This window comes from Haloterrigena alkaliphila, from assembly GCF_017352155.2.
GTDB classification, from domain to species: Archaea; Halobacteriota; Halobacteria; order Halobacteriales; family Natrialbaceae; genus Haloterrigena; species Haloterrigena alkaliphila.
This window is the reverse complement of record NZ_CP071462.1, coordinates 1324107-1336246: the sequence shown is the minus strand read 5'-3', so window position 1 is coordinate 1336246 and position 12140 is coordinate 1324107. Positions and strand designations below refer to the sequence as shown.

At 68.7% G+C, this 12140-nt stretch carries 11 protein-coding genes, 1 tRNA gene and 1 pseudogene; 7 read left to right on the top strand and 6 right to left on the bottom strand.

Annotation, left to right across the window (positions count from 1 at the left end; genetic code table 11):
- Nucleotides 1–106: 106 nt before the first annotated feature.
- Together J0X25_RS25310 and J0X25_RS25305 are read left to right on the top strand one after the other, a co-directional pair.
- Nucleotides 107–179 (top strand) — tRNA-Gln (locus J0X25_RS25310).
- Between the two features lie 130 nt (nt 180–309).
- A complete protein-coding gene (locus J0X25_RS25305) occupies nt 310–1059 on the top strand; it encodes a rhodanese-like domain-containing protein (RefSeq protein ID WP_207290316.1) in 750 nt (249 codons plus the stop codon).
- 6 nt (nt 1060–1065) lie between these two features.
- On the opposite strand, the gene J0X25_RS25300 is transcribed toward J0X25_RS25305, so the two are convergent.
- From J0X25_RS25300 to J0X25_RS25290, 3 genes are all read right to left on the bottom strand, one after another.
- On the bottom strand, nt 1066–2454 hold the full coding sequence (locus J0X25_RS25300; protein WP_207290315.1) for an oxidoreductase: 1389 nt from the start codon (nt 2452–2454) through the stop codon (nt 1066–1068).
- Between the two features lie 314 nt (nt 2455–2768).
- Complete coding sequence (gene cgi121, locus J0X25_RS25295; protein WP_207290314.1) at nt 2769–3314, bottom strand: KEOPS complex subunit Cgi121; 546 nt, start codon at nt 3312–3314, stop codon at nt 2769–2771.
- Complete coding sequence (locus J0X25_RS25290) at nt 3314–5665, bottom strand: ATP-dependent DNA helicase (RefSeq protein WP_207290313.1); 2352 nt, start codon at nt 5663–5665, stop codon at nt 3314–3316. The genes cgi121 and J0X25_RS25290 overlap by 1 nt, the downstream gene beginning before the upstream one ends.
- 108 nt (nt 5666–5773) lie before the next feature.
- Here J0X25_RS25290 and J0X25_RS25285 point away from each other — a divergent pair, with 108 nt between their 5' ends.
- Complete coding sequence (locus J0X25_RS25285) at nt 5774–6208, top strand: universal stress protein (RefSeq protein ID WP_207290312.1); 435 nt, start codon at nt 5774–5776, stop codon at nt 6206–6208.
- 91 nt (nt 6209–6299) lie between these two features.
- On the opposite strand, the gene J0X25_RS25280 is transcribed toward J0X25_RS25285, so the two are convergent.
- Together J0X25_RS25280 and J0X25_RS25275 are read right to left on the bottom strand one after the other, a co-directional pair.
- Nucleotides 6300–7508 carry an inorganic phosphate transporter gene (locus J0X25_RS25280; protein WP_207290311.1) on the bottom strand — a complete coding sequence of 403 codons (1209 nt, stop codon included), beginning with the start codon at nt 7506–7508 and terminating at the stop codon, nt 6300–6302.
- Nucleotides 7509–7587: 79 nt separating this feature from the next.
- Nucleotides 7588–8325, bottom strand: a complete 738-nt coding sequence (locus J0X25_RS25275) for a class I SAM-dependent methyltransferase (RefSeq protein WP_207290863.1) — start codon at nt 8323–8325, stop codon at nt 7588–7590.
- Nucleotides 8326–8535: 210 nt separating this feature from the next.
- Between J0X25_RS25275 and J0X25_RS25270 the strand changes: the two genes are divergently transcribed.
- Nucleotides 8536–8781: a ferredoxin gene (locus tag J0X25_RS25270; RefSeq protein WP_207290310.1), complete on the top strand. Its 246-nt coding sequence runs from the start codon at nt 8536–8538 to the stop codon at nt 8779–8781.
- Nucleotides 8782–8837: 56 nt separating this feature from the next.
- On the opposite strand, the gene mdh is transcribed toward J0X25_RS25270, so the two are convergent.
- On the bottom strand, nt 8838–9755 hold the full coding sequence (gene mdh, locus J0X25_RS25265) for a malate dehydrogenase (RefSeq protein WP_207290309.1): 918 nt from the start codon (nt 9753–9755) through the stop codon (nt 8838–8840).
- A 392-nt stretch (nt 9756–10147) separates the two neighbouring features.
- Between mdh and J0X25_RS25260 the strand changes: the two genes are divergently transcribed.
- The 3 genes and pseudogenes from J0X25_RS25260 to J0X25_RS25250 form a co-directional block, all read left to right on the top strand.
- Nucleotides 10148–10618 carry an SLOG cluster 4 domain-containing protein gene (locus J0X25_RS25260; RefSeq protein WP_207290308.1) on the top strand — a complete coding sequence of 157 codons (471 nt, stop codon included), beginning with the start codon at nt 10148–10150 and terminating at the stop codon, nt 10616–10618.
- Nucleotides 10619–10685: 67 nt separating this feature from the next.
- Nucleotides 10686–11414: an Sjogren's syndrome/scleroderma autoantigen 1 family protein gene (locus J0X25_RS25255; RefSeq protein ID WP_207290307.1), complete on the top strand. Its 729-nt coding sequence runs from the start codon at nt 10686–10688 to the stop codon at nt 11412–11414.
- 149 nt (nt 11415–11563) lie between these two features.
- Nucleotides 11564–12109, top strand: a pseudogene (locus tag J0X25_RS25250) (multicopper oxidase domain-containing protein); the annotation flags it as partial.
- Nucleotides 12110–12140 lie beyond the last annotated feature (31 nt).

The following is a 12140-nucleotide window of genomic DNA, read 5'->3' as shown; positions in this document are numbered from 1 at the left end:
TTGAGATGCATCCTCATATCGATCCCGACTGAGTCCGTAACACTCTAATACGAACCCAGACTACAGACTGGTACGTCGTCGGTAATCGAGACCGGCGAACATGTCAAGTCCATTAGGGTAGCGGCCAATCCTGAAGCCTTCTGGGGGCTTCGACGCTGGTTCGAATCCAGCATGGACTACTCCTCCCGTTTTTTCGATTCGAGGCATCCCGCAGCCCCGTCTCTCGATCTCCAGTCGAAACGAAGGGGTCCCGCAGTGACTACTCCCCGACCAGAACCCATATTGAAGTCGAATCCCTACCGTACATCGATGAATCGACGGCAGTTTCTGGTGACAGGGGCCGCGGCCACCGCCGCGAGCGTCGCCGGGTGTCTGAGTGGCGGCGGTGAGAGCGGTGACAACGACGGGTACGGTCCGGAACCGGAGTCGGTCCCCGAAGAACGGTCGATCGACACCAGCGCCTACCGGACGAAGGTGTTCGACGGAACCGAGGTTCCGCTGGCACCGATTGCCGACGTCTTCTACTGGTACCAGCGACGGGAAGCGCGAGTGGCGGATGCGCGCGGTTCGAACCAGTACGAGAACGCACACATCGTCGGTGCGCCGCTGAGCCCCGCCCCGGACGGGGGCTCGGACGACCCGATCGCGGAGTGGTCGACGGACGACCGAATCGTGACCTACTGTGGCTGTCCCCACCACCTCTCCGGACTGCGCGCTGCGTCCCTGATCGACAACGGTTACGAGGAGGTGTACGCGCTCGACGACGGCTTTCAGGCGTGGATCGACCGCGGTTATCCGCTCGCGGGCTCGGAAGTATCGGAGGACCGGGCAACCTACCGCATTCGCGGCCAGTCCGACGTCGCCTACGCCGGCGAGATGGTCATGCTCGAGCAGGTCGACGTCGACCGGCGCGAAGCGGCGCCGATCGCCGACGACGGCTCGTACACGCTGCAACTCCACTACGCGGGCTCGACCGATTCCCGATTCAGAGTCGAAGCCCCGGACTACACGGTCGAGAAGACGCTCGAGGAATTGACGACCACTACCGTTACGGCCTGAGCCGGTTCACTTCGACTCGGCTCGCTCGTAGGCGCCCTCGCGCTCGAGGTCGCCGCGCTTCCGCAACACGTCCGGCGTCCGACAAATTCCGGGTGCGCCCGTGACCTGCGGCACGGTACAGTTGTTACAGCTCTCACAGAGGACGCGTCGATCCTCGCTCGTTCGAGCATCGCCCTCAGTTGCGGACTCGTCCTCGAGCAGCCGCGCCCCTAGCCGCGGTTCGGCGTAGAAGGGGCGAGCCATGCCGACCATGTCGCAGGCCGGTTCGCGATCAGTATCTCCCGTGTCGTCGCTCGAGTCCCCCAGCAGCCGATCCATCCGTGCCCGTTCGCGGATCCCGCCCTCCGCGAGGACGGGGATCGACACCCGCTCTCGTACGCGCCGACAGAAGTCCGCGTTCCACGCGGGTTCGAAATCGTACTGCAGCGACTCGAGCCAATTACCCAGCGCGACGAGTCGTCTGCGCGTCGCGCCGCCGAACGCCGCGTCGTACGCCTCGCGTAGCTGCTCGTTCGACCACGCTCGATCGGGGTACTCCCCGCGGACGATGCTCATGTCCCAGACGACCGACGTCTGGACGGGGACGACCGCGTCGTAGCCGATTTTTTCGAGTCGGCGGGCGATCTCGACGCCGTCCTCGAGCGACAGCTTCCGCCGAACGACCGGCCGCGGAGGTGCCGGCGTCTCCGCCGGCACCTTGGTCATCAATGGGACGTCCCCGGCCCGGTCGCGGATCTCGTCGTGGACGACGGCGAGGAACTCGAGTCTGGCCTCCGGCGAGCCGCCGAACTCGTCGTCCCGACGGTTGTAGAACGGCGACAGGAACTGCTGGACGATTCCCATGTTCGCTCCTGAGAGGTGGATCCCGTCGTAACCCGCGTCGACCGCGGACGCGGCGGCGCGACCGAAATCGGCCGCGAGGTCGTACACCTCGTCGGTCGAGAGGACGTGCGGGTCGTAGGAGAGGAAACCGAGGCGATCGAACAGGCGCAACTGCCACGGCGGCCGCGAGACGGCGAGTTGGTGGAGGTCGGGGTGCTCCCGGCGGTACTCGGCGTGCCAGGTCTCCATGCTCCGCAGGCCGCCGTGCTCGAGTTGGACGAAGATTCGGCTCCCGTGATCGTGGATGCGATGCGTCAGGCGGGAGAGCCGCGAGACGAACTCTGGGTCGTGGACGCGGGTCATCCCCGGCGCGGCGCAGCCGCCGTCGCCGTGGACGATCGTCGCGCCCTGGCAGATGAGCCCGACGCCCGACTCGGCGGCCGGCTCGAGGTCGTCGATCAGGGTATCGACCGCGTCGGGGCCGTTGCCCGCACACTCGAGCAGCGGCGCCCGGTAGAGCCGGTTGGGGATCCGTACGCCGCCGATCTCGATGGGGTTCTCGAGGGTGGCCATGCAGGGCGTATCAGGTGCCCGTACAAGAGGATAGCGCCGATTCGGAGTCGACGGGTGGGTTTCTCGCGTCGAACGCTACGATGTGGTCGGATTCGGTTCCGTCTCGAACCGAAGGAGGGCGGAGAAGAGTGTTCTGCGTACGTGGCCACAGGGGATTTCCACGTCCTCCCCAACCGATTCGCTCCCGCTCTCCGAGCGCTCGCTCATCCCTCGCGTGCATTCGAGCGACAGTTCGCCAGCGGCTCACTGTCGCTCAGCACGCGCCACCGCACGGGGTTCGTCAGGGTGGGGTGTGAGCGCTCCTCGTACCGCGACTACTTCTCGACCTCGAGCAACGCCACTCGTTCGCGGACCAGCGCCGATAGCGAGGCGTCGGTGGCCCCGCGTTCGGCGTCCGTGATCTCGAAGTACGAGCAGAGCGTTTCCTCGTCGGCTTCCGCGAGGGTCGGCCCGGTCGCGACGACGGCCTCGAGGTCGGCGAGGTCCTCGAGCGCGGCCGTCTCGTCAGCCTCGGCGTCACCGCCGTCGCGACCCCCTTCGTTTCCGGTGGAACCGCCGCCGTCGACGAGGATTACGGCCCGATTCTCGCCCTCGTCGACGCCCATCTCGAGGGCGCGATCGATCTGCCGGCGGCCGGCGGCGTAGAGCAGGATCTCGACGGCCCGATCCCGGGCGACGTTCTCGCCGCGGGCGACGGCGCGGTCTGCCAGTTCGACGGCCCGCTCGAGGTGGGCGCGGTCGGCGACGTAGCGCGCGTCGAAGGCCTGCACCGTCACGCCGTGGCGCTCCCCGATCTCGCCCAGATCGGCGACGAACGCGTCGAGGTCGTCGATCGAGAGGGAACACTCCAGAAGTTCCATCAGAAGTCACCCAGGCTCGACTGGCCGTCGTCCGCGTCGTCCGTCTCGCCGGCTTCGCTCGAGGCGGTCGTCACGGCGCCGGCGTCGGCGTCTCCCTCGGCCGCCTCGACGCCGTCCATCGAGGGGTCTTCGCGGCCGGCGTTCTCGAGGATGTTCTCGGCGGTTTTCTTCCCTTTCAGCGCGCCGAGGATCACGCTCTTGTCGGCGCTCCGGAGGTCGGCGGGCTCCTCGATGCCCCGCTCGTAGAGCCGGCGGGCGCGCTTGCGGCCCACGCCGCCGACCGAGACGAGTTCGAGCAACTCCTCGCCGACGCCGTGTTCGACGCGGGCGCGGGCCTCGCGGACGGCGACGGTCCACTCGCTGCCGATCTCGCTCGCCAGCGACTCCGCCGCGCCCAGCAGCCACTCGGCGGTGTCGACCTTCCCGCGGAGGTCGCCGGGCCCGATCTTGTACCGGTCGGTGATCGTCTCCTCGTCGGTCTCGTCGGCCCAGTCCTCGAGCAGTTTGCCCGTCTTCAGCGCGGCCAGCCAGTCCTCGAAGCGGTCCTCCTCGAACTCGCCGGGGGCGTCGCCGAGCAGTTCGGCCTCGCGCTCGTAGAAGAGTTCGCCGAACTTCTCGTCCTCCCCGGAGCGCAGGTAGAGTTCGTACATATCGGGCGTCCGCGAGACCAGCTGATAGAGGCCGAGCGCGGTCGGACGCTCGTCGGCGCGCTCGAGCCCGTGGACGATTTCGGCGGCGCTCATCGGATCGAGGTAGAGCCGCGAGACGGTGTGGCCGAGGCTGGTGGCCTCGAGAGTCTCCTCGCGCGTCGCGGCCTGCTGTTCGGCGAGGTCGGCCGCGGAGGTGAACGCGCCGTCGTCGTCTTCCTCCTCCTCGGTTACGTCGCCTCGCTCGCGCTCGATGAAGTCGTTCCGCTCGAGGTAGTCCAGCACGTCGTCGGTCACGGACTCGAGTCGGCCCGCCTCGGTCGACTGGCTCGCGTAGAGGGTGGCCTCGAGGAACTCGAGGAGGCCGCCGCGCGTGCGGGCGAAGCCGGAGGCGATGGTCGCGAGCACGTGGGTTCTGAGTGCGGGTTCGGCCGCCAGTTTCGAGCGGACGGGCTCCGGGTCGGCCCAGACGTAGCGGTCGAACAGCTCCTCGCTCTCGTCGTGGCTCTTCGCGAGCAGGACGGCCTCGCCGTAGGGGTCGAGGCCGGGTCGGCCGGCCCGGCCCATCATCTGGTGGACCTCGAGGACGTCCAGCGGGGCCATCCCGCCCGCGCTGGGGTCGAAGCGCCGCCAGTCGCGGACGATGACGCGCCGGGCTGGCGTGTTGACGCCGGCCGCGAGCGTCGGCGTCGCCGAGATGACCTTCAGCAGGCGGTCGCGAAAGGCGTCCTCGACGATCGAGCGCTGGGTGCTCGAGAGGCCGGCGTGGTGGAAGGCCGCACCGCGCTCGACGCAGTCGGCCAGATCCGCGCTGGTCTCGGTGTCGCTGTCGTCGCGAATGTCGTCGGCGAGGGCGGCCAGTTCCGCGCGTTCGTCGTCGGTGAGTTCGCGACTCGAGACCTGCCCCAGCCGACTCGCGGCGGCCTCCGCGTTTCGGCGGGAGTTGACGAAGACGAGCGAGGAGCCGCCCTCCTGCAGGATGTCGCGGACGAGCCCGGCCTCCTGCTTCTCCGATCCCTCGACGGGCACCTCGCGGGTCGAGCCGTCGTCGAAGTTCAGCGCGTTCCCGTAGTGGACGCCCATTCGCAGGTCGATGGGGCGCCAGTCGGTGTCGACGAGCGCGGCGTCGAGCCAGTCGGCGATCTCGCCGGCGTTGCCGACCGTCGCCGAGAGCGCGACGACCTGCATGCCGGGGTTGAGCTTCCGGAGTTTCGCGAGGGTGACCTCGAGGGTCGGCCCCCGGTTGCGGTCGTCGATGAGGTGGACCTCGTCGCTGACGACGCAGGTCAGATCGGAGAGCCAGTCGGCGCCGTTGCGCACGAGCGAGTCGACCTTTTCGCTGGTCGCCACGATGATATCCTTCGTCGCGAGCCAGTCGTCGGTGCTCTCGTAGTTGCCGGTCGTGACGCCGACCGTGACGCCGAACTTCTCGTAGGCCTCGAACTCCTCCTTTTTCTCGCTGGCCAGCGCTCGCAGGGGAACGATGTAGAGGGCTTTTCCGCCCCGCTGGATCGCCGACAGCATCGAGAGCGCGGCGATCATCGTCTTCCCGCTGGCGGTGGGGACGGCCGCGACGAGGTTCTCCCCGTCGGTCGCGCCGGCCTCGACCGCGTCGGCCTGGGGCGGGTAGAGCTCCTCGATTCCCTCCGCCCGAAAGTGGTCGGTCGCGCCGGGCGGGAGCCCCGACAGCTCCTCGATATTCATTGTCCGTCCTTGGCGCGTCCCGGGGTTTAAACTGTCGTCTTGGCAGCCCGTCGCGACTCGAGCCCGCGCGGCGATAGACCGATGGGCGTGGCGACCGAACTCGTAGCTATGGTCGATCCAGATCGCGTCCTCGTCCCCACGCTCGGCCGCCCGCGGGAGGACGAGGCATTGGCCTACGCCCTCGAGACGTTTCCCGACGCCGACGTCACCCTGCTGGCGGTCGTGACGCCGCTGGACGCGCCGCTCAGCGAGGGCGGCGTCCTCGAGCGAAGCGAGGAGCGGACTGCACGGGCGAGAGCCAGCGCAACGGACCTGCTCGAGTCGGTCGCGGATCCGACGGCGACGGAGCGGATCCGGGTCGAGACCGCCGACGGACGGCCCGGAACCGTCATCCCGCAGTACGCGAGCACCGAAGGCGTCGATCACGTCGTCATGTACGGCCACGGAACCGACACGAGCGGGTTCGTCCGACGAATCCTCGGTCGGGGAATCGCCGCCACGGTCGTCGAACGGACCGACGAGCCGGTGACGGTCCTCGAGTGAGGCGCTGCGCCTCGAGCGGCTCGACGTCGGCTCTTGCCCCGGTTGCTCACCTCTCACCCGGTTGCTCATTGCTCACCCCTCGTCCGGTGGTTCACCCGCCGATGACCGCCGCGAGCAGCCGGTACAGACCGAAGCCGACGACGATCGAACTCCCCAGCGTCAGCAGCCAGAACGTGATCGTGACGCCGATCTTGCGCCGCGAGACGCCGGCCGACCCGCCGGCCAGACCGCCGCCGATGACCCCGGAGAGAATGATGTTGTTCAGCGAGACCGGAATCCCGAGCGCGATGGCTAGCTGTGCGACGACGAAGCCCGGCACGAGTGCCGCGATCGAACGCCGCACGCCCAGTTGCGCGTACTCCCGTGAGGTCGCCTGCAGCAGCCGCGGCGCGGCCATCCAGGCGCCGGCGAGGATGCCGGTCGCGCCGATGCCGAGCAGGACGCTTCCCGGGAGGCCGAGTTCGACGCGAAAGAGGTTCTCGAGCGGGCCGGTCGCGAGGCCGACCTGCGAGCCGCCCGAGGAGAAGGCGACGATGCCGCCTAACACGAGCAGGAACGAGCGAATTCCGTCCTCGACGGAGGCGCGGACCCGCTGGCGAACCCAGTGGAACGCGGCGGCGCCGGCGGCGACCGTCACGAGGGCGGTTTCCAGATCGAACCCTCCGACGAGCGCCGGTCCGCCGCCGAACTGTCGAGCGACGAAGCCGGCGAGGGTTCCCTGATCGGCCGCGGGATCCGGGATGATCCCGAGGCGGACGTTGGCGACGATCGCGCCGACGAGTCCGGCCAGCAGCGGCACCCCGACCGTTTCGGGAACGTCGTCGCGTCGCAGGACCGTCGCCGTCACGTACGCCAGTCCGCCGGACATGATCGGGACGAGCGCCCAGAAGGTCCCGAGCCGACGATAGGTATCCATCGCCGGGTCCCCGCCCAGCGAGAGGCCGACGCCGACCATCGCGCCCGTCGTCGCGAACGCCGCGGGGATCGGATACCGCGTGTAGATCCCGATCGCCATGAACGTCGCCGCCGTCAGCAGGCCCGCGGTGGCGGCGAGGGACGTGATCGTGACGCCGTCGATGAGGTCCGCGCCGACGGTCTCGGAGATGCTGCCGCCCTGCATGAGCGCTCCCGCGGCTGCGAGCAGTCCGATGACGAACGCCGCCTGCATCGTCGAAATCGCGTTCGCGCCGATCGCCGGGGCGAACGGCGGCGAGTTGCTGTTCGCCCCGAGCACCCACGCCATGAACAGGCAGGTGACGACGGCGGTCCCGACGAGTATGGCGGAAGACAGTGCGACCATTCCGTTTCGTGTCCCGTCGTTTTACGACCCGAAAGAAAAGCGTTGGCTCGGCGGCGACCGTCTGACGACGCCCGTCCGGTCACGCGCGCCCGGTGGGCCGCTTCTCGAGCACCGCTCTGTAATGGGCTCGCCCGTCAGCCCGGAGCACCTCGCGCACGCGCCACGGCGTGTCGGCCGTCGCGGCCCGCAGTCGAGCGGGCGAACACAGCAGGAAGTGCAGCGTTCGCCCGATCTCGCGGAACCGGTCGCCGCTCGCCTGCTCGCCCTCGAATTCGAGGTGAAAACACCGGTGGGCGACGCCCTCGCGGGGATCGGGCCGGTAGCCGAGGAACTCGTCGTCCAGCCGCGTCGGATCGTAATTATCGACGACGGCCACGCCGCCGTCGTCGGTGACGCGAGCGAATTCGCGGCACAGGTCGCGAATTCCGGCCAGCGACCCGCCGAGTCCCAGTTGGGTCCCGACGGCGTGGACGGCTCCGAACGCGCTCGTGTCGACGGGGAGATCGAACATGTCGCCGACGAGAACGTCCTCGAGGCCCCGTTTGCGGGCCGTTAACACCGCGTTCGCACTCGCGTCGACGCCGACGGCGGTCACGTCGCGCTCGGCCCACCACAGGAGGTGTTTGCCCGCGCCACAGCCGACGTCGAGGATCGGTCCGCGGTCGGTGCGACCGACGAGACGCTCGAGAACCTCGATCGTCTCCCGATCCCACGATTCGGCCGCGGAGAAGTAGAACTCCTCGACGTTGCCGTCCCGAATGTCGGCGCCGTCGCGATAGGTGAGCCCTCCCGGTTCCCCGCGGTGGTGAGCCAGCATCGCCCGGCCGAGCGGATCCGCGGTCGCCCGCGTTCCGTTCTGATTCGCCGGCGCTCTCGCCTGCGATTCGGCCGGTTCGGGGCCGTTCCCTCCCATGCTCGAGCAGACGACTCGACCGATAATAAAAACACGATGACGTGTGGTTTCTGTTACCGCGCACCACATCTACCGACCGCTACCGATTTACGGCGATCAGTCCAACCCGCACGCATGAAGGTCGAATTCGACGAGGAGACCTGTATCGGGATGTACCAGTGCGTCGCCGAGTGGGACGCCTTCACTGCGGACAAGTCGAAGGGGAAGGCGATCCTCGAGGACAGCGAGGAGGTCGAGGACGGCATCTTCGTCCGCGAGGTGCCCGAGGACGCGGAACTGGACGCGAAGTTCGCCGCCCGGACCTGTCCCGTCGACGCGATCGCGATCTACGACGACGACGGCGAGCAGCTGATTCCGTAATCTCGAGCGACAGCGGACGAGAGTGACGGCGAAAAAAGCGCACGAATCCGGCTCGACTACGAGATCTCGTCGTACTGGTCCGAGAGCTTCTCGGCGGCCTCGCCGAGCTGGTTGCGCTCGTACTCGGTGAGGTCCCACTCGACGATCTCTTCGACGCCGTCGGAACCGAGCTTGACGGGAACGCCGAAGGCGGTGTCCTCGTGGCCGTACTCGCCCTCGAGTGTGACGCTCGCGGGGAGCACTTCGCCCGTATCGCGGAGGATGGCCTCGACCATGTGGCCGACGCCGGTCGCGGGGCCCCACTCCGTGGCGCCTTTCTTCTCGATGACGTTCATCGCCGAGGCCTGGAGCTCCTCGAGCAGCTCCTCCTTCTCGTTCTCGTCGAACTCGGGGTCCTGGCCGTTGACGCGGACCTTCGAGAACACGGGGACCTGGGCGTCGCCGTGTTCGCCGAGGATGGTCGCTTCGACGTTCTGGACCGGCGCGTCGAAGCGCTGGGAGATCACGTAGCGAAAGCGGGCGGAGTCCAGCCGGCCGCCGAAGCCGATCACCTGCTCGCGGGCGCGATCGCCCGTCTCGTAGAGGTGACGGTTGAGCAAGTCGACGGGGTTCGACGTGGTGACGGTGACGAAGTCGTCGTCGTTGTGCTCGGCCAGCGAGGAGCCGATGTCCTCCATGATCGGCGCGTTGTCTTCCGCCAGATCGATCCGCGTCTGGCCCGGCTGGCGCGGAATGCCGGCCGTGATGACGACGACGTCGGAACCGGCGGTGTCCTCGTAGCCGCCCTGGCGGATCGTCGTGTTCGAGTCGTAGGCCGCGCCGTGGTTGGTGTCGGCGGCCTGCCCGATCGTGTCGTCTTCCTTGTCCGGGATATCGACGAGTACCAGTTCGTCCGCGACGTCCCGAAGCGCGATGTTGTAGCCCGCAGCGGCCCCGACCGTTCCGGCCGCGCCGACCACGCTAACTTTCGTCATACCACGTAATCCTTCACCACCCTACTCGTTAAATCCGTCGGAACCCCCACTATCGCACGGTCTGACGATGGATATTTCGTCAGTCGTCGAACACAACCGGTACCACGCCGTTGCCGTCCCGTTTCGCCCCTCGGAACCGGACGAATCGAGAGGAATACCGCCGATACCGGTGACGAATCGAACGAACGCCGACTCCGGCGCCGTGAGGCAACCACGGCATGAACGACGACGTCGGCGTTCAGCTGGCGGTTCCTCGAGACCCACCGACTCCGACTCGAGGCGCGCCGACGCCGAATTGATCACCCACCGATTCCGAGCCGATCCTCGCCGACGCCAAATCGCGACGCGCCGACACCGAATCGATGATTGTCGAGGCCCGCGGACGCTTCCGTATGCGCGTCAGTGTCATCGGCGGCGGCGTCATCACCGACGAACAGGCGAACCGCGCCGAAGCCCTCGGACGGGAACTCGGAGCCCGCGGTCACACGGTCGTCTGTGGCGGCCGCGGCGGGACGATGGAGGCGGTCTGTCGCGGCGCGAAGGCGGCGGGCGCCGCGACGATCGGGATCCTTCCCGGCGAGCACCCCGAGGCGGCGAACGAGTACGTCGACCACCCGATCGCGACCGGTCTCGGCCACGCTCGCAACGCGCTCGTTCCGCTGAACGGAGACGCGGTCGTCGCGCTCACCGGCGGGGTCGGTACCCTCACGGAGATCGGGTTCGCCGGCATCTACGACCGCCCCGTCGTCGGCCTCGAGACCCACGACGTCTCCGACGTCGATCTCGAGATCACGACGGTCGACGCGCCGGAAGCGGCCGTGGACGCCGTCGAGGCGGCGACCGACGGTCGATCCGAACGGTAACGGCCGCGATCGAACCGCGCCGTCCCCCTTCGCAGCTTTTTCGACGTTCCACCGTCTCTAGACGAGTATGAGCGACTTCGACAAGGAAGCCGAGCGCGAGAAACTCCGGGAGAAGTACGAGCGCGACCAGGAGGAGCGCCAGGCCACCCAGCGCATGAGCGACCTGCTGCTCAAGGGGGCCACGATGACCAACGCCCATTGCGGGACCTGCGGCGACCCGCTCTTCCAGCAGGACGGCACCACCTTCTGCCCGAGCTGTCACGGCAACCCCGACGCCGTCGAGGGAACGGACCTCGAGGCCCGACCGGCCGACGACGCGTCCCCCGAGGGGGCCGCCGACTCTCACGCCGACCGCGAGGCCGCCAGCGGGTCCGCCGCCGAATCCCCAGCGACCGATACCGGCGACGCCGAAGCCGCCGGTACGAACCGACAGCGCAGTCAGGGGACCGACGCCCGCCCCGCGGGGGACGCCCGTTCCTCGAGCGAGGACGCGTCGGCCGCCGCGCCGTCGCGCGAGGCGCGGACGCAGTCGGGCCCGTCGGAGTCGGCGCCCCGAACCGACGCGGGCGCTCCCGACGACGCGGCGTCGTCGACGGCCCGCGAACGGCCCTCGAGCGACCGTCGCGCGTCGGCCGGACGCTCTTCGGACGGCGACCTCGAGACCGCCCACGCCTCGCTCGTCGCCGCGCTCGAGACGTTCGCGGCGAAGGCCGCCGCGACGGACGACCCCCGGTACGCGACGGAGTGTCTCGAGGCCGCCCGCGAGGCCGCCGAGACGCTCGAGACGCTGCGGTGAGTCGCCTGGTCTCGGGTGGACGCCGTCGCTCGTTCGGCAGCGCGGGAGGCCTCCCATGACCGTTCCGGGGAACACGTTCGCGGGACTTCCCACCGGTCAAGAACGGGCTCGCCCCGTTATACATCGGGTGTACTTACGACCGAGTGTCTATGACCGATCGCATCGGCGCACCCGGATCCGGACTCACGCGACGCGACCTGCTGATTGCCACCGGTGGCGCGGCGGCGCTGGCCGGCTGTCTGTCCCGCGGGAACGAGAGCGACGCACAGCCCACGGAAACGGCGGCCGAGGATGCTGACGACGCGTCGTCTGGCCTCCCGTGGACGAGCGCTCCCGAAGTCGTCCAGGCCGACGAGCAGGGCGGTAGCGTGACGCTGCGCTCGGTGACCTCCAGTCACGCCGTCCACCCGCTGGATTCGATGGGCGGGCCTGTCGAACTCCCGCAGGTCTGGGCCTTTCAGGCGGACGACCGCGACCCCAGCGTCCCGGGGCCGATCATCCGGACGACGGAGGGCAACGACGTCGAGGTCACGCTGGACAACACGGACGCCGATCACCCGCACACGCTGCACTTCCACGGGGCGCAGAAGACCTGGGAGAACGACGGCGTGCCGACGACGACGGGGATCACGGTCAACCCCGGCGAGAAGCACACCTACACGATTCCGGCGAACGTTCCGGGGACGCACCTCTACGCGGGCGAACGAATCGTCGCCCGCTCGGAAG